Source organism: Methylorubrum populi (assembly GCF_002355515.1).
Classification (GTDB): Bacteria; Pseudomonadota; Alphaproteobacteria; order Rhizobiales; family Beijerinckiaceae; genus Methylobacterium; species Methylobacterium populi_A.
In genome coordinates this window covers 2771840-2790004 of sequence record NZ_AP014809.1, presented here as the reverse complement: position 1 = coordinate 2790004, position 18165 = coordinate 2771840, and the positions used below count along the sequence as shown (strand labels likewise).

16 protein-coding genes are annotated in these 18165 nt (G+C 69.2%); all 16 read left to right on the top strand.

Annotated features, from left to right (window positions below; genetic code table 11):
- Window positions 1-3: 3 nt before the first annotated feature.
- Window positions 4-342 (top strand): hypothetical protein, encoded by a 339-nt coding sequence (locus MPPM_RS12660; protein WP_096485374.1) that lies wholly within the window; start codon window positions 4-6, stop codon window positions 340-342.
- A gap of 2 nt (window positions 343-344) precedes the next feature.
- A complete protein-coding gene (locus tag MPPM_RS12655) occupies window positions 345-851 on the top strand; it encodes a hypothetical protein (RefSeq protein WP_096485373.1) in 507 nt (168 codons plus the stop codon).
- A gap of 13 nt (window positions 852-864) precedes the next feature.
- Window positions 865-2895: a cellulase family glycosylhydrolase gene (locus MPPM_RS12650; protein ID WP_096485372.1), complete on the top strand. Its 2031-nt coding sequence runs from the start codon at window positions 865-867 to the stop codon at window positions 2893-2895.
- Window positions 2896-3219: 324 nt separating this feature from the next.
- Window positions 3220-4098 (top strand): hypothetical protein, encoded by an 879-nt coding sequence (locus MPPM_RS12645; protein WP_157914176.1) that lies wholly within the window; start codon window positions 3220-3222, stop codon window positions 4096-4098.
- 27 nt (window positions 4099-4125) lie between these two features.
- Window positions 4126-5361 carry a P22 phage major capsid protein family protein gene (locus tag MPPM_RS12640; protein WP_096485370.1) on the top strand — a complete coding sequence of 412 codons (1236 nt, stop codon included), beginning with the start codon at window positions 4126-4128 and terminating at the stop codon, window positions 5359-5361.
- Window positions 5362-5458: 97 nt separating this feature from the next.
- Window positions 5459-5989, top strand: a complete 531-nt coding sequence (locus MPPM_RS12635) for a hypothetical protein (protein WP_096485369.1) — start codon at window positions 5459-5461, stop codon at window positions 5987-5989.
- 49 nt (window positions 5990-6038) lie between these two features.
- A complete protein-coding gene (locus tag MPPM_RS12630) occupies window positions 6039-6443 on the top strand; it encodes a hypothetical protein (RefSeq protein WP_157914175.1) in 405 nt (134 codons plus the stop codon).
- Between the two features lie 84 nt (window positions 6444-6527).
- Entirely contained in the window at window positions 6528-7889 is a 1362-nt protein-coding gene (locus tag MPPM_RS29200) for a gp53-like domain-containing protein (protein WP_280176354.1), read from the top strand.
- Window position 7890: 1 nt separating this feature from the next.
- Window positions 7891-8475, top strand: coding sequence for a hypothetical protein (locus tag MPPM_RS12620; RefSeq protein ID WP_096485366.1), 585 nt, complete (start codon window positions 7891-7893; stop codon window positions 8473-8475).
- A gap of 12 nt (window positions 8476-8487) precedes the next feature.
- Window positions 8488-8916 (top strand): hypothetical protein, encoded by a 429-nt coding sequence (locus MPPM_RS12615; protein ID WP_157914174.1) that lies wholly within the window; start codon window positions 8488-8490, stop codon window positions 8914-8916.
- Window positions 8917-8920: 4 nt separating this feature from the next.
- Window positions 8921-10342: a packaged DNA stabilization protein gene (locus tag MPPM_RS12610; protein ID WP_096485364.1), complete on the top strand. Its 1422-nt coding sequence runs from the start codon at window positions 8921-8923 to the stop codon at window positions 10340-10342.
- On the top strand, window positions 10339-10467 hold the full coding sequence (locus MPPM_RS29195) for a hypothetical protein (RefSeq protein WP_280176353.1): 129 nt from the start codon (window positions 10339-10341) through the stop codon (window positions 10465-10467). Before MPPM_RS12610 ends, MPPM_RS29195 begins: the two co-directional genes overlap by 4 nt.
- A gap of 3 nt (window positions 10468-10470) precedes the next feature.
- Window positions 10471-11190, top strand: coding sequence for a hypothetical protein (locus MPPM_RS12605; RefSeq protein WP_096485363.1), 720 nt, complete (start codon window positions 10471-10473; stop codon window positions 11188-11190).
- Window positions 11191-11194: 4 nt separating this feature from the next.
- Complete coding sequence (locus tag MPPM_RS12600) at window positions 11195-13339, top strand: hypothetical protein (protein WP_096485362.1); 2145 nt, start codon at window positions 11195-11197, stop codon at window positions 13337-13339.
- A gap of 5 nt (window positions 13340-13344) precedes the next feature.
- Window positions 13345-16596 carry a hypothetical protein gene (locus MPPM_RS12595; protein ID WP_096485361.1) on the top strand — a complete coding sequence of 1084 codons (3252 nt, stop codon included), beginning with the start codon at window positions 13345-13347 and terminating at the stop codon, window positions 16594-16596.
- Between the two features lie 339 nt (window positions 16597-16935).
- Window positions 16936-18162: a hypothetical protein gene (locus MPPM_RS12590; RefSeq protein WP_096485360.1), complete on the top strand. Its 1227-nt coding sequence runs from the start codon at window positions 16936-16938 to the stop codon at window positions 18160-18162.
- Window positions 18163-18165 lie beyond the last annotated feature (3 nt).

Genomic DNA, 18165 nt, shown 5'->3' with positions numbered 1-18165 from the left:
CTGATGTCCGACCTCGCCTTTCGTGCCGTCCCGAACAGCACCCTCCGTCTGAGCGCCGCGACCGTGCTCGGCGCGGCCCCGACGCTCGCGAACCTGCCGGCCGGGTCCGGCACGCAGGTCCGGATCTACAACCGCGGCTCCGTGCCGGTGTCGATCGAGTTCGGCGCGAAGGCGGACATGGCGTTGCCGGTGCTTCCGGTCGCCGGCGGCGCGGCCGGCGCGCAGAGCATCCCGCCCGGCGCCGTCGAGGTGCAGACCCTCCAGCAGGGCCAGCGCCACGTCGCGATCGCCGTCGCCTCGGGCACGCCGGACGTCGAGATCACCACCGGCTCGGGCATCTGACCGTGGCCGGGTATGGCACCGGAACGTCGCCCGCGCAGGTCGCCGCGGCGATCGAGGCGGCCTCGGTGGTGCTGCCCGGCGAGTTCACGGTCGACACGCTGCCCGACCCGGCGGCGAACCTCGACCGGTACGCGCGCGTCTCCGATCTGTTCGGTGACACCCGCGACCTGGTGCTCGCCTCGAAAACCGGCCCGCTCTCGTACTGGAAGCCGGTCCGCCCCGTCTTCGCGCGCACGTCGGCGCTCTCGGCCGACATGACGCTGATGCCGCTCAAGAGCCCGTCGGTGATGTTCCTCACCGGCGCGATCGGCGTCGGCGTCACCCGCACCGTGACCCTCTCCACGGCCCTCGCCTACCCGGGCGCCGCCTTCGAGATCCGCAACGACATGACAGGCCTCGGCTCGCTCAAGCTCGCGGGCCTCTCGGTCGGCGGCCTTCTCTCCCTCCTCTTCGGCGGCACGCAGCGCTTCTTCTACGACGCCGCGTCGGGCTGGAAGCAGTTCTCCTGAAGGATCAGCCCGCATGGCCATTCACATCGGCGGGCGCGGGCCCGGGCATATGGTGCGCGTTTCCCTAAGCGTTCCGGACTTCGTTTCGGAGCCGTGGGACGGCGTGACGCGCTTCACGGCGTCGAAGGGCATCAACGAGCCCCCGCTTGGGTTCGATGATTTTGCGCCGTGGTCCAATGCGAACCTCTGGTCGAATTGGATGTCGGCCACGCGGTGGTCTTCTCTGCTGACGCAGACGACGGCCGATCACATCCGGGTCTGTATCGACCCGACCCCCATGCTGCGGGCGGCGAACAACGCCTCGCAGATGGTCGCATATCTGGCGATGGTGAAGGGCGCCGTCGATGACGTGCTGGCGCGCGGCCTCAAGGCCATCGTGGACATGCACGTCAGCCGCGACGCGACTTACGGCGACGCGGCGCTCTGCGCGGCCTACCCGAGCGGAGATGCGTGGACCCGCGTGCGGTCCGTCTGGCGGGCCGTGACGATCCTTCTGAACCAGTATGACACCGACAAGGTGGCCTTCGAGGTCTGGAACGAGAGCTTTTCCGACAAGGCGAAATACACCGCGCTCCTGCCGGATCTGGTCGCCTATCTGCGCTCTGTCGTCGGCTACAAGACGACGTTCATCGTCATGCCTTGGAACGGCACCTATGACACGTCGATCAACCCGACCTTCGCGGCAAGCCAGTTCGGCGCGAACTGCGGCTTCGCCCACCATATGTACATCCCCGGCATCTTCACGCACCAGGGACAGGCGGGCGCCAACCATCAGCATTACGTCCACAATCTGCCGTTCCCGGTCACGACGGATCAGCGGGCGGCCTTCATCTCTGCCGCGACAGCCGAGATCAACGCGGATAACTCCCTTTCGAGCGCACAGAAGGCCGAGTTCAACGGCCTGATCGCGACCGACATCAACTATTACTTCGACAACTTCGCCTACACGACCGACTATGATGGCGCGCAGGCCGTCACGGATGCGATCGGGGCGTTCTTCCAAGAGTTTGGATCGCGCAATCCAGGCAGCCCCGGTGCGGGTGCGGGCTTGGAGAAGTGGCGCGTCGCGAATGGCGTTGCGGCCTCGCAGATCTTCATCACCGAGTTCGGCGTCCACCGCGATTACGACATCGAGGGCGCGAACCAGGAGGATGCGGTTCGATGGTTCTCGGTCGTCTCGAAGTATCTCAACGTGCAGGGCCTCGCGCGGACGGTCTGGGACGACTTCGACAGCTACTTCAGCATCCGCGCCAACCCCGGACCGGTCGGCTCCATCACCGCAGCCACGCCCTTCGACACGCAGATCCTGCAAGCCATCGGTATGTACCGCGAGCCGCCGTTCGACACGGTGAGCCTGCCCGGCCTCGCGCTGCTGCATCGTAAGAACGGCTACACGGCCGGGACCGGAACGTGGGACGACATCAGCCCGATCAACCGGGACAGCGTCCAGGCCACGGCCGGGAGCCGTCCGACCGCGAATACGACCGAGGGCGGCATCACGACGACCAGCACGCAGAAGATCCCTTCCACGTTGCCGGCCGATCCCGAGATCGAATACGGCTGGGCCGTCATCACGATCCCGGTCCTGACGGGCAGCAACAAGTCGATCATCGGCTCGACCGACGGCTCGGGCAACAGCGGCCGCCAGATCGCGGTGAACACGTCCGGCGGTATCGTGATGAACCGTCAGGGGCAGTCGCAGCAGATCGGCACCGGCAGCGGTCGGATCGTTGCGGGGCAGAAGCAGCTTGTCGAGTGGATCAGGCAGCGTTCGACAACGCTGCCGACGCAGATCTGGGTCGATGCCGTCCAGTCGGCGTCGGGCACCGTCAACGACGCTTATGCTGCGGGAATGACCTCGTTCATTGGTGGCCGCCAGAGCGGCGAAAACTTCGTTGGCTCCATCCACGAGATCGGTTCGGTTCAAGGCAACATCCCTGACGCAGCAACCCGGGCGAAAGTTCAGGGCCGAGTGGCATGGGATCACGGCATCCAAGGACGCCTGCCGGCTGCGCACCCGTACAAGGCCATGGCGCCGGCCTGACTGCTAATCGGCCGCCAGTCATGCTCGCGGCCGGCATCAACGCGCCGCTGACACCTTAGCGGCTCGAACCCTCTTGACCCGACGGGCAAAACAGCCCCAAGGACTATCCGTCGCGAGACGTGCGGGCACGGCCCCGTCGGCGGCAATCCTACTATCTTGATCGGCGGCAAGCTCCCCTCCTTGTGGTGCAAGCTCCCCTCCTTACGGGGCCGAGCTGCTCACCTTGGGGCTTCCCGCCCTCCTCGATCCCGCAGGCCGGCGGACCCGCTGCCAGGCCGTGAGGATGCACCGAACCCGCCCGCTCACCGCGCGGCGGGTTTTTTCATGGACCAACGACACATGGACGAGGATCTGATCGTGCTGGGCGCGCAGGCGGAGACGCCGGCGGCAGGTGGCGAAGCCTCGGAAGCGACGACCGTTCAGACCGAAGGCCAGACGGCCGAGGTCGAGACGGGCGCCGCCACGCCAGGGGAAGAAGGGGGCGAATCTGCCGCCGAACCGAAGCCGGAGCCTGCGAAGGCCGAGGGTGAGGGCGGCGAGGACAAGCCCAAGAGACGTACCGGCATCCAGCGGATGCAGGACCAGATCGGCCGCCTCAAGGACGAGATCGCATCCCTTCGCAGCGCGGCTCCGGCTGCCGGCGAAGATCGCGCTACCGCCATCGAGAAGGAGATCGGGCCGGCTCCGAAGGAGGAGGACTTCAAGGACTGGGCGGCTTTCGAGGACGCCAAGGCCGAGTACCGCATCAACAAGGCGATCGCGGTGCAGCGCCATGCCGACCGTGAGGCCGAAGCGACGCGCCGGCAGACCGCCGATGCGGAAGCCCACCGCGAGGCCGCGATCGAGGCCTTCCAGGATCGTCTCGACGAGACCCGGGGCAAGATCCCGGACTTCGACAAGGCGCTCGCGGCGGCCAAGGACCGCGAGGTGAAGCCCCACGTCACCGAGCTGGTGATCGAGAGCGAGAAGGGCGGGCTGCTCGCCTATTACCTCGCCAAGAACCCCGATGTGCTCACCAAGCTCAACGGGATGTCCGAGCGCGACGCGACGAAGGAAGTCGGTCGGCTCGAAGCGCGCCTGACCCTGGCGAAACCCAAGACTGCAACCGCCGCTCCGACCCCTGCCAAGCAGGTGTCCGGATCATCCAAGCCGTCGTCCCCCGACAGCGATCTCGATGCGTGGCTGGCCAAACAATACGGCTAACCACCTCAAGTCGAAGGATAACTCTCCGTGCCCAACACCATCGCAACCGCCAATATCATCGCCAAGGCGGCGGTGAAGATCCTCGACAACGAGCTCGGCATGGGCTCCCGCGTCTTCCGCGGCTACGAGGACGAGTTCTCGAAGAACGTCAACGGCTACAAGGTCGGTGACACGGTCTCCATCCGGAAGCCGGCGCAGTTCCGCGTCCGCACCGGCCTCGTCGCGTCCAACCAGGACGTCATCGAGGGTAAGACCGCGATCCAGGTCAACAAGGTGGCCGGCGTCGACTTCCAGTTCTCCTCGACCGACCTCGCGCTCAACATCGGTGACCTCGCCGAGCGCGTGATCAAGCCGGCCATGGTGCCGATCGCCAACCAGATCGACCAGGATCTGCACGCCTGCGCGCTGCAGAACTTCTGGAACTGGGTCGGCACCCCGGGCACCACCATCGCGAACTACGGCAAGTTCCTCGCGGGCGTGCAACGCCTCAACGAAATGGCCGTCCCGTCCGACGAGCGCTCCGCCGCCCTGTCGCCGGCCGACCACGTCGCGCTGCTCGGCAACCAGGCGCAGCTCTACATCGACGGCGCCAACACCGACGCCTACCGCAAGGCGAAGCTCGGCGGCCTCGCCGGTGTCGAGCCGTTCATGACCCAGAACGCCCCGACGCTGACCACGGGCACCCGCACCAACGGCACCGTGAACGGCGCCGGTCAGGCGGTGTCCTACTCCGGCGCGCAGGCGAACTCCTGGGGCCAGACGCTCAACATGGCCGGCCTCGGTGCCGGCGGTACGGTCCGCGCGGGTGAGGTGTTCACCCTGGCGGGCGTGTTCGCCGTCAACCCGGTGACCAAGCAGGTTCTGCCCTACCTCCAGCAGTTCGTTGCCACCGCCGCGGCCACCGCCGACGGTTCCGGCAACGCTGCGGTGCAGATCGCCCCGGCGATCATCACCTCGGGCGCCTACCAGACTGTCTCGGCCGCTCCGGCCGCCGGTGCGGTGGTGACCTGGAACGGTGCGGCCTCGTCCACCTTCCAGCAGAACCTCATGTTCCACCGGAACGCGCTGGCTCTGGTGTGCGTGCCCTTCGAGAAGCCGGCCGGTGTCCCGACCGAGCAGATCGGGACGCAGGACTACAAGGGCATCCACGTGATGCTGGTGCCCTACTTCGACGGCCCGAACCGCGTGTCGTCCTGGCGTCTCGACGTGCTGTACGGCGTGGCCGCCATCGACCCGCGCCTCGGCACCCGCGTCAGCGGCTAAGCCGTCTCTTACCACCGACTGAAGACGAAGGGCCCCGCGTGGGGGCCCTTCGTCGTTCTGGGGCCGTGCGCGCCCCGTCACCTCCGACGAGGCGTTCATGGACACCACCGAGACCATCCCGACCTGGGGCTACAAGGCCGACGGGTCCGCCAAGATCTTCGACCTTGCGCCCGGCGCCGCCCTTCCCGAGAGCTGGTCCGCGTCGCCCACCGTCATCACCGACCCGGCGCTCGCGACCGCCGACGCGCTCACCATGCGCGCCACCGGCCTGACCTTCGCCCATGCGATCGAGGAGCCGGCGTCGGAGCCGTCCGCCGTCGATGAGCTGCTCGCCGCCCTGACCGAAATCGATCGCCTCAAGGCCGTGATCGAGACCGGTTCGGCCGAGAATGAGCGCCTCATCGCCGAGATCGATGCGGCCGAAGCCGCGCTCGGCGACGCCTCCACGGCGATGGCTGATCTCCGCGATTCCCTCGCCAAGGCGCACGAGGACGGCCGCGTGAACGCCGCCGAGCGCGACGCCGCCAAAGCCGCGGTCGAGGCGCTGACCGCTGACCTCGCGCAGGTGAAGGCCGACCTCGACGAGGCCACCAAGCCGAAGCCCGCCGCCGCCGCGAAGGGCCGCTGACATGCGGACCCGCGAGGATCTGATCGCGCGGGTTCTCAAGAACCTCGGCGTGCTCGCCGCCGGCCAAGCACCGAGCGATGAGGACCGCGCCGAGGTCGACGACCTGATCGACCCCGTGTGCGCGAAGCTCCTCGACGACGGGGTCGCCAAGCTCAACGGTGATGAGATCGACGACGCGGCTTACCTGCCGCTTGCGGACATCGTCGCCGAACGGGCCATGGTGCCGTTCGGCATCGGCGGCACCCGGGCGGGCGAGATCAAGACGGCAGCCGAGCAAGCCCGCACCGACCTCAAGCTCGCCTACCGGGTCTACGACGCCCGGCCGCCGATGCGCCTGGAGCAGTTCTGGGGCAGGCGCGGCGGCTCGCTCCCGATCAACAGCCGCGGCCGGCCGATCACGCCGCCCGAGGACATCGATCTCGACGTCACGGTCGACGGCGGACGGCGAGGCTGATCTATGGCGCGCACGCTCCAGGAGGAAGCCCGCCCCCGCCTCGCGCGCGCGTTCACGCCCGGCTATCGCCCGCCATCCACGGGTATGGACGCCCTGCTTGAGGGCGAGCCCCTGATCGTCTTCCCCGACAAGGTGCTGCTGATTGGCACCGGAGGAGGTGCCTTCGTCGAGTTCAACTTGAGCGGGGGCGGCTCCATCGGCGAGCCCGGACCACCGGGCAAGGATGGTGAACCTGGGCCGCCGGGCAAGGACGGAGAGCCTGGACCGATCGGCGCGACGGGCGCGACTGGCCCGGCGGGCGCAGATGGAAAGGACGGTGCCCCTGGTGCCCCTGGTGCAGACGGCGCAACTGGGCCGACCGGACCGGCCGGCAAGGATGGGACGCCCGGTGCTACTGGGGCAACCGGAGCGACGGGAGCAACCGGTCAGACTGGAGCCACAGGAGCAACCGGACCGGCAGGTAAGGACGGCGCTCCGGGTGCAACAGGAGCTACCGGGCCGCAAGGCACGCCGACCACGGTCAACAATCAGACCGGATCAAGCATCACGCTTTATGGCACAGATGTGCCGATTGCAGCATCGGACGGCACCAACGTCCGCGATGTGATCCTCGGCATCGCCTCCGACACCGCTGGAATGTTCTCCGATCTCTCGGAGGGCGCGGGGCTCGACCTGCGCATGTCGCGCACGACGGTTGCCTCGCAGGCGACGGTCGATCTCGGAGCCATCACGACGGTTCGAGCGCTCATCACTGGAGCGGCTGCGATCTTTAGTTTCGGGACGAAACCCAACGTTCCGCGTCAGCTCACTTTCTCGGGTGGGTGCGTGCTCGTTCACAACGCGGATAGCCTCGCCCTGCCGACCGGCGCAAACATCGCTACGCAACCGGGCGATACAGCTTGGGCGTTTTCAGACAGTTTGGGTAACTGGACAGTAGGCTCCTACAACCGCGCCGACGGGAAGGCGCTTGTGTCTCCGACGCCCGCCGAGTCGGGAGCACAGCCGGCGCTCGGCTTTACACCCGTGCAACAGGGTGGTGGCCCAGGCCAGCTATCCAATAAGATTTATGTTGGGTGGAGCGGAGATGCGCTTAAAGGCTCAGTCGATGGCGTCGATCTGGGAAATATATGGCTAGACTTTCTTTCTGTAAAAAACTTCGCAGTAAACGGGTATACTAAGTTTCCGAACGGATTTATTGTCCAGTGGGGGCGGGCCGAGTCGACGGTTAGTGATTACCTTCAAGTGCTCAACACCAATTATCCGGGCTCTATCTTGGGGGCTATAGCCTACATGGAAGGGGGTACGCCGGGAGATCGCGTGTATCTCGTCACCACTGACCAGCTCGGAAACAGCAGCTTTGCCGTCAGAGCGCGAATTGCGATCAATGGGGGGACGGTGGCGGCCAGCGCCAATCAACCTGTTCGCTGGTTTTCTTGGGGGTACTGAGATGAAGTACGGTCTGTTCGACAATGGCGGACTGCCCCTGGGGTTCTACACCCCAGACATTCATGGCCCGTTGATGCTGCCCATCTATGGGCCGACCCCCGAGCCAAGCGAGGACAATCCCCAGCCGGTTGCCTCCGTCGTCGGCGAAGAGCGAAACCCAGCGATCCCGGATGGTGTAGTCGCAATCACCAACGAGCAGTGGGGCGAGTTCATCAATAACTCCGGCCGGCGGCGCTGGGACGGCGAGGGGGTCGTTGCCCATGAGCCGCCGGTAAGCCCCCCGCCCGTGCTTGTTCCGTCTCTCGTGGATGATTGGCAGTTCGCTGGGCAGGCTGCGCAAGAGGGCATCATCACTCACGACGAGGCGCTTGAGTGGTCCGGTGCTGGCGTGCTGCCGCCGACGTTGGCCGAGGCTGTCAACCGCCTCATCACTGACGAGGATCAGCGGTTTAACGTGACGATCTTCCTGCGTGGCGCGAAGTCATACCCGCGCGAACATAGCCTCGTGCCTCTGCTAGGCCGAGTATTTGGCAAGACTGACGACGCGGCCCTCGACGCGTTTTGGATCGCTGCCGGGCAACGATAAGGCTGGCGCACGATGTCCCTTGCCACCTTAAAAGCCCGTGTCGCTGCGCTCCAGGCCGGCAGCCAGACCCCAGCCCCGCCTTCTGACCCCGTAGTGCTGACGAGTGTTCTCAACGCCGCGCTCGCTGGCAAGGTGACCGCCGATCCGAACGGGCAGGTTCGTACTGATCGGTATGCCGCCGCTTCGATCACCGGTGGCAAGTTCGCTGATCCGCGGCGGTCGCAGTTCCTGGCAGCCCTCGAAGCAACCGGCGCAGGCCGTATCGCCACATGCCGGGATGCGGTGCCATCGGATGTCGGCAGCGCCATCAACATCGCCTGGAACGGCGCGGCCCTGGTGACGGCATCTGGTCCGCTCGCGCAGCACGTGAAGACGACGCTCAGCCTGACCGACGCGCAACTTGCCGCGATCATCGCCGACGCCCTGACGCGACCGGAGTAGCCCTTTGCCCGCCATAGCATGGCCTCTGTCCAGCCGCCCCGGTCTCTCGGATGCGGAGGGCGCCGGCCGCCTGATCAACGCGTTCGCCGAGAAACTCGGGGACGGCGCCCGTGCACCGGTTTCGGTGCGGCGCGCACCCGGCCTCTCGCGGTTCGTTGACATCGGCCTGTCAGGGCCTCGCGGCGCGCGGCAGGTCGGCTCCGTCGTCCTCGCGGCTTACTCGAACGCCCTCGTGCGGATCTCCGAGGACCGCGCGGTGAGCACGGTGGGGCCGCTGCCGGGCTCGGAGCGGATCACCATCGCGCGCAACAACCGCCAGCCGAACCCCGACGCAGTCGCGGTGACGGAACTCGGTGCTTACCGCCTGCCTATCGACGGGGCCCCGCAGCCGCTCCAGACGCCCTCCGGCCTGCCGGCGCCGAACTCGGTCTGCGAACTGTTCGGCATCCTGTTCTTCACGGCCGGCAACGGCGACTGCTACGCCACCGGCATCAACGGCCTGACCTTCAACACCAACGACAAAACGACGGAGCAGGCGCGCCCCGGCGGGCTCCTGCGCGGCATCGCATTCCGGGACGAGCTCTTCCTGTTCGGCCCGTCGGGAATCGGCGTCTACGGCGGGCAGGCACAGGCGAACGGCTTTCCGCTCGCCCGCGTCACCGGCATCCCGCGCGGGCTGATCGGCCCGTGGGCGGTCGCCGGCCACGAGGAAGGCTGGTCGAACGAACTGATCTGGGTGGGGGACGATTCAGTCGTCTACCAGCTCAGCGGCTACAGCCCGGCCCGGATCTCGAACCACGACGTCGAGCGCGATCTCGCGGCGGCGGCGAAGGTCGATCCAAAGGCGATCGAGGCCTCGGTGCACCTCGTGGCGGGGCACGCCTTCTGGGTCGTCTCCATGCCGGGGCGGACCTGGGTCTACGACCTAACCACGCAGCAATGGCACGAGCGCGCCAGCCATCAGGCAAGCCGCTGGCGGGCGTCGCAGAGCGTGAAGGCCTTCGGGCGCTGGCTCTACGGGGACACGGCTGGCGCCGGCCTGCTCGAGGTGACGGAGAGCGCCTTCGGCGAGGACGGCGACCCGCTGCGTTTCCGGGTCGAGAGCCTGCCGGCGCAGGGCTTCCCCGCCCGTCTCGCGATCCCGCGGGCGGATTTCGACTTCGCGCTCGGCGTCGGCGGCCTGTCGGCCGATCCGACGATCTCGGATCCGCGCGTCCTGATCTCGTGGTCGGACGATGGCGGACGGACCTGGAGCAACCCGCTCTCCCGCGCGCTCGGGCGCCAAGGCGAGAGCCGCACCCGCATCAACCTCCTGCGCACCGGCATGACGGGGCCGCAGGGTCGGATCTGGCGCGTGGACGTGTCCGACCCGGTTTACTGCGCCCTGCTCGGTGGCGCGATGGCAGTCGAGGCCCGCACCGAATGAGCACCAAGCCCACCATCCCGAACGCCGCCTCGCTGCCGCTGCCGCGCGAGTGGTTCCGGTTCCTCTCCGAACTGCTCGCCTACGTGGCGGCGCTCGAAGACCGCATCGCCAAACTGGAGGCCTGATCCGTGGCCAGCATCTTCTCGGGCAAGGCCGGGCGTCAGGCCGCGATCTGGGGCGCGCAGCAGCTCCAGCAGGGTGAGAACGAGGCGAAGGACGCCCTCGACCAGGGCCTCGGCTTCGCGAAGGATCAGTACGGCAAGGCTTCGGGGCTCTTCGGCAACCTCGCCGATGAGTACCGGGGCGGCGCCAAGCTCTACCAGGACGCAATCGGCGTGAACGGCGCCGACGCCTCGGCCGCCGCACGGTCAGCCTACACGGCCTCGCCGAGCTACACCTTCAACATGGACCAGGGGCTCCAGGCGCTCGCCCGGGCCCGCGCCGTCAACGGCACGCTCGCCTCGGGCAACGCGGACACGGACGCGATGAAGTTCGCCTCCGGCCTCGCCAGCCAGGATTTCAACAACTGGCTGGCCAACCTCGCGAACCTCGACACGAAGCGGGCGACCGCGGTCTCGGGGCAGGCCGGGGCGGAGACCGGGCTCGGCAACGTCGGCTTCCAGACCGGTGTGGCCAAGGCCGGCATCTCGACCGACACGGCCAAGGGGCTCGCGACGGCCGGACAGCAGGGCCTCATGGCCGGGCAGCAGGCGGCGGAGAACCGGTTCGGTGCGCTGATGGGCGGCGCGAACCTGCTCGCGAAGGGAATCGGCGGTCTCGCCGGCAACCCGTCCGCGCTGAGCAACATCGGCAGCAATTTCTCCTCTGCCTTCTCGATCTTCGGGTGACGCGATGAACGGTGCGACCGTCTTCCAGATGGTGTCGGGCCTCGGCGATGCCTTCGGGAGCGCCTATGCGGACGCCCGCAAGCAGGCGCAGGAGGAGGAGGCGCCGACGCTGATCTCCAACCTCATGAACGCCTACAAGGGCGGCGCCGCGGCTGTGCCGGCGACCGGGCTAGGCGCGCCGGCAGGCGGGACCGTTGCTCCGGCTGCGCCGTCCAGCACGCCCGCGGCTCTTCCCTCGTTCGCGGGCGGGGGCGCGGCGCCGATGCGCGTTCCGGGCAGCGGAGGCGAGATCGAGACCCGCTTCGTCGACGCGCTGAAGTCCGGCGGCCTGACCAACCCCTACGGCCTCGCCGCCATGGCGGCCTATGCCGGACGCGAGAGCGGCTACAAGCCCGGCAACATCACCGGGTCGTGGTCCGATCCGAGCGAGAGCGGGCAGCCCGGCACCTCGGGCGGCATCCTGTCCTGGCGCGGCGACCGCTTCGCCAACATGCGGCGCCTGACGGCCGGGGCCAAGGATCCGGTTGCGGCACAGGCGACCTTCGCCCTCACCGAAAGCCCGGAGCTGACGCTCGCCCTCCAGAACGCCAAGAGCCCGGAGGAAGCCAATCAGTTGATGGCGAACGCCTGGAAGTTCGCCGGCTACAACCGACTCGGCGGCGAGTTCGCCGCTCGACTCGGTTCGACGCGTCAATATCTCGCCCGCCTCGGTGGCACGCCGTCGGAAGGTCCGGCCCCGACGCAGGTCGCCTCGGCCGAGCCCGACGCCCCGAACCTCCCCGCCGCCGGCGCGCAGCCGGCCAGCTTCGTCGTCCCGCAGGGTGGGGCCGTGGCCGCACCGTCGCAGGCCTTCCCCGGCTTCCCGGCGGGCGCTGGCACCCGCATGACGCCCGAGCTCCAAACCGCCCTTAACGCTGCGTGGCGCAACCCGCAGACCCGCGCCATGGCCGGGCAGATCTTCGGGCAGATGCTCAAGGGGCAAGACGCCGGCTGGGACCTGAAGGAGGTCAACGGGCAGAGCGCCTGGGTGAATACCCGCAACGGCCAGATCCTCCCCATCGGGCAGGCCAAGCGGAACACCGCGACGGTCGGCAACAGCCTCGTGGACACCGCCACGGGTGACGTGCTGTTCACGGCACCGGACAAGGACAGCTCGAAGTTCACCTATCAGGCGATGCCCGGTGTCGGCATGGTGGCGCTGCACTCGACCGATCCGACCCAGTCCCGTGTCATCATCGCCGGCCAACAGCCGCGCCCGCTGACGGCCGAGGAGCGTCAATCCTACGGCATCCCCGAGGGCACCGGCGCTGGCATGGGCCCGGACGGGAAGCCTTTCGGGATCGGCGGCGCTCGCACGCAGGTGAACGTCGATACCAAGGGAGCGGGCAAGTTCGCCGAGAAGGCCAACGAGCACCAGGCGAAGCGCTACGGCGAGATCGTAGACGCGGCCGATCAGTCGGTGCGGATGCGCGGCGACGTCGAGGCCTTGTCCGATCTCGGCGCTCAGATCGCGACCGGGCGCGGCGCGCAGGTTCGCCTCACGCTGGCGCAGTTCGCCAAGGCCGCCGGGCTTGATGGTGTCGCCGACGGGCTCACGGGCGGCAAGCTCGGCGAGATGGAGGCCTTCGGGGCCATCGCAGACCGTCTCACCCCGCAGATGCGCGTGCCGGGATCGGGCGCCACCTCCGACATGGAGATGCGAACCTTCCGCAATGCGATTCCCTCGCTGCTGAAGACGCCCGAGGGCAACAAGATCGTTTCGGACACCTTCCGCGGACTGCTCGACTATCAGGCTGCGGCGGGCGAGATCGCCGGGCGGGCGCTGCGCGGCGAGGTCGATCAGGCCGAGGCCGACCGGGCTCTCCGGGCTCTGCCTGGTCCGTTCGAGCGGTTCAAGAGCTACCGGCGCGGGCAGTCCAGACAGGGCGATCGGTCGGCTGCGCAGGGGGCGGCTCCTGCCGCTGCCGAGGCAGCGAAGCCGACCGCGCCCACCGGCCCGGTCAGCATCCCCATGGCGGCGGTCCGCGCGCTGCGGTCCGATCCGAACCTGCGCACGCAGTTCGATGCCAAGTATGGTGAGGGCGCCTCGGCGCGCATCCTCGGCCCGGTCCGTGAGAACGGGCCGGACAGCATCCTCGCGGGACCCTGATCCTGATGGCGAACTTCTTCGACCAGTTCGACGACCAGCCGGCTCCGAAGGCTTCGGGTGGCAAGCCCGCGGCCGACGGCGGCAACTTCTTCGACCGGTTCGACGAGGGTGCTCCGAAGGGTGGCAAGCCGACGGCGGAAGCGCCCTCGGCGGTCGGCGACGTCGTCCAGTCGGCGGGCGCCGGCATCATCCGCGGTGCCGCGAGCCTGCCGGACCTGCCGCAGACCGTGCTCGGGCTGGCGGAGACCGGCATCGGCTACCTGACCGACAAGGTGGCCAAGGGGGCGCGTGCCCTGGCGGGCAAGGCGCCACTGCCGGAGGCCGAAGCCGCCGCGGCCCGCGCCGCGGTGAAGGGCGGGCTCCCCTCGCCGTCCGAGCTGCCGATGCCGGGTCAAACCGCGATCGGCGCGCTCGAAGCCGCGACCGGCAAGCTCTACGAACCCCAGACCACGGCCGGCGAGTTCGCCCGCACCGTGGCCGAGTTCGTCCCCGGCGCGGGCAAGACCGTCGCGACGGCCGCGCGCAACGCTTTGGTGCCGGCGCTCGCCTCCGAGACGGCCGGTCAGGTCACCAAGGGCACCGAGGCCGAGCCTGTCGCCCGCCTCGTCGGCGGCGTCGCGGGCGGTGCCGCGCAGGCCTTCGCGCGCCGCCCCGGCACGGCCGAGCGCCTGTTCGATGCCGGAGCCGGCAAGATCTCGGCCGACGAGGTCACGGCGGTGCGCTCGCTCATGGACGATGCGGCGGCGCGTGGCGTCGCCCTGACCTGGGCCGAGGCGCTGCAGCAGGTCGTCGGCCCGCGTCGGCTGGGCGATCTCCAGCGCGTCGTGGAGGGGCAAGGCGGCCTCTCCGAGTTCTTCGCCGCGCGCCCCGGCCAGATCGATGCGGCCGGGCAGGCTGGGCTCGACGCGATCGCGCCCGCTTCCCCCTCCTCCGCGCGTTCCGGCGAGGCCGTCCAGGCCGCGGCCCGCAGCGCGGTCGCTGCAACGCCTGAGGGGCAGGCGGTGATCCGCGCGACGCAGGCGGCCGGCCCGCGCGTCTCCCCGGATCAGGCCGGCCAGGTGATCCAGCGCGAGATGCGCGGCGTCGCCGATGCCCGCGAGGCGGCCCGCTCCGAACAGGGGAATCGCGACTATGCTGCCGCCCGCGCTGCGCCAGAGCGCGTGGGCGTTGAGCGCACCGTGACCGTCGAGCGACCGGGCGAGCCGATCATTACGCAGCCAGAGGGCGCCCCGCGCTTCACGGACGCCGCCCCTCGTCCCATGGACCCGCCGCCTGTCGTCGAGGCCTCGGCCGCCGCTGGCCCGGAGAGCCTTGCTCGCTTCGTCGCCCGGCACGGCGGCCTGCGGCTTGATGGCGACGTGCTGGCCACGGACCTTCAGCGCTTCAACATCCCCGGCATGGGGAACGTGGCGCGCGAGGGCGGCAAGGGCATCGACAACTATTGGCGCGAGCGTCTGATCGAGGCCGGGTATCTCCGCGCCGACGCCGATGGCGGCGCCGCGCGGGACATCACCAACGAGCTGCTGCGCAAGCTTCAGAACGAGCAGCGCGGCGTGCCGAGCTTCCCCATTGACAGCGAGCGGCAAGCTGCCGCGGCGCGCGGTCGGCAGGGACAGGTGACGGACGAGTACCGGGCAGCGCAGTCGCAGGCGGAGAGCAGCCTGGACGAGGCGCTGAGCCGTGCCGGCGTGCCGCCCGAGAGCCTCAGCCCCGAGATCCGCAGCCGGACGGTCGGCGCCCTGATGCGGGGCGAGCACGTCGATCCGCTGGAGGCCTACGAGCGCACCGTTGGCGCGATGCGCGAGCCGCCCGCCCCCTACGTAAAGAGCACCACCGTCACGGAAGAGATCCCGGACGTCCGCTTCGGCCAAGTGAATCCGCAACCGGCCATCGACGCCATCGACACGGCGCTTGGGACGGCGAAAGGCAACATCCGGAGCGCCCTCGAGGCTGTTCGGCGCGACCTGCACGGCAACCGGCCCGACCCAGTGTCGGGTGTGCGCGAGACGGAGCTGACCATCGACGGCTTGCACCAGACCCGCGAGCGTCTCGACCAAGTGCTTCGAGAGGCCCGCAAGGCCGGCGACGGCGTCATGGTGAGCCGCTTGCAGAGCGTGCGAACAGCGCTCGACGAGCAGCTCAAGACGGCGCCTGAGATGGCGGTGGCCGACGCCAACTTCGCGGCCAACAGCCGGCCCCTGGAGCCGTTCGGCGGGAATACCCCGCTCGGCCGTGTGACGCAGCGCGACCCTGAAACTCGCAGGCTGAATACGCCCGCAGAGCAGGTGCCGACCCACCTGGAGGGCGCCACCGCCGCCCGCGAGTTCCTGGCCAACGCCACGCCCGCGGCGCGCAACGCGTTCGCGGCCCGCGAGGTGACGCGCATCCTCGACGGGGTGAGCGGCCAGGGTGGCGTCACGGCAGAGCGGATCCGCGCCGCGATGCGCCAGAACGAAGACCTGCTCGCCCTCCTGCCGGAGGCGCGCAGGCGGCTCCAGCGCCTCGCCCTCGCCCATCAGGGCCGCGAGGCCGTGGAGCGCTCTCCGCTGGGCCGGATCGCCGAGCGGCCGGACATGAAGGGCGCGATCGACGCGCTGTTCCCGGTCAAACCCGTCGAGGGCTCCTCGGCCGATGTCGGGGCCGCGGTCGGTGCGATCTCGCGCAGCAATCCGCTGGCGGCGCGCGAGCTCGTCCGGACCTATCTCGGGACCGAGTTCGCGGCCAAGACCAAGGATCTCCAGAGCGGCGCCAATCAGGCGGGCGGGGCCAAGTTCGCAGCCAGCATCCGCGGCAACGATCTGGCCGGCGAGAACGTCTTCGCTGCGATCCGCGCCCTTCCGGACGGCGAGCGGCTCGCCGCTGGCTTCTCCCGCCTGCTCGACATCTTCGAGGCCACCGGCACGCGCCAGGGCGTCGGTTCGCGGACCTCGTTCAACAACGAGGCGCTGGCAGAACTGCGCAAGGGCGGCCTCGGCGGGGAGGCGAACAAGGCGCTTGCGACTGGCGGCCTCAACCTGCCGAAGCGGATCGCCCAGGGCATCGAGGACTGGCAGGCGGGCCGGAACGTTGACCGCTTAGCCGCGCTGCTGACCACGCCAGAGGGAGGACGGCGTCTTGCGGATCTCGCGAACGCCAAGCCCGGAGCCGATACGATCGCGCTGTTGCACCGCCTCGTGGTGCTCGGGGCCCGCAGCGCCGGCAGCGGCTCCCGCGAGGACAGCGGACCCCTTCAGGTGAAGGTGCGCGCGGTCCCATAGCCGGGTGATCAGGGCAGTGAAGAAGGCCGCCATGATCACCGAAACCCCGAAGCTGACGACGACCTGCGCCGGATTGACCGGCGCGGGGTTGCCTTCGGGCGGCACGGACATGCCGTAAGTGAGCGCCGCGATGAACGCGACCTGCGCGAGGCACCAGAGCTTTTGCGACGGGGTCGAGGGCATGGCGGCACGGTAGCACGTCCGCGCGCCGTCGCCAGCCAACGCCCCTTGACCCGTCGGGCAAAACCCGCGATTTGATCACCGTGCCGCGCCCTACGCGCTGGCCCTGACCAAGCCCCGCCCCCTCGTGCGGGGCTTCGTCGTTTCAGGCTCCCCCACATGCATCGATCCTTCGCCGCCGGGCTCGTTCTCGCGCTCGGCCTGGTCTCGGCTGCATCGGCCGCCGAGTCGTGGCCGAAGTCGCGCCAGCAGATCCTCGACGCCTCGGGCCGCCCCCTGCTCGTGCCGAGCGTCGCCTTCTTCAAGGCCGGCACGACCACGCCGCTCGCGGTCTACTCCGATGCGGCGCTGACGAAGCCGCTCGCCCAGCCGGTGAAGGCGGACGGCACGGGCCGATTCCCGCGCATCTATCTGCCGGCCGCCCTCTACGCGGAGGAGGTGCTCGGCCCCTACGGCAATGTGCTGTGGCGCGACGACGGCCTCGGCACCGTGCCGCCAACGACCGGAGGCGGCGGCGAGGGAGGGACCGTCGATCCGACCGCCATCGCAGCGACTGGCGATGTGAAGTGGCGCCTGGACGCCGGGATTGTGCCGGGCTGGGTGCGGATGAACGGGCGCACGCTCGGCGGCGCGGGCTCCGGTGCGACCGAGCTTGCTTCCGCCACCGCATCGGCAGCCTTCGCCTACCTCTGGAACACCTTCCCCGACACGGTCGCCTCGGTCGTCGGCGGGCGCGGCACATCCGCCGCGAGCGACTTCTCGGCCGGCAAGCAGATCGTCATCCCGACGATGCAGGGACTCCTTCAGGCCGGCCTCGACGACATGGGGTCGAGCCCAGCCGGGCGGCTCCAGACCATCACGGATCTGACGCTGACCGCCGGATCGACGACCGCAACGGTGTTCAGCTCCGCGCGGCTCGCCATCGGCATGACGGTGATCGCGACGGGCATTTCGGCCGGCACCACGATCACGGACATCAGCGGCACCACCATCACGCTCTCGCAGGCCGCGGCGGCGGGCTCGACTGGAACGGTGTCGGGCGCCCGGTTCTCGGCGCTGGGCGACGCGCAGGTGCCCGGTCAGATCGGCGGCGACGCGCTCACCGTGCTGTCCAACAGGAACCTGCCGGCGACGTTGCCCGGCGGCTCGGTGACCGTCGATTACCCGGCGCACAGCTACATCACGCACGAGACCCTCGCGACGGCCTCGATCACCGCCTCGACCGGCGCCTCGCCGGTGACGAACCTGCAGCAGGGGCTCGCGAACGCCAACACCGGTGTCCCGGCGGCGAAGACGTTCAGCGTCTCGCAGCCGAACCCAGGCGGTGGATTGCCGGTGTCGAACCTCCCGCCGAGCCGTCTCGGCACCTTCTACCTGAAGCTCTGACGC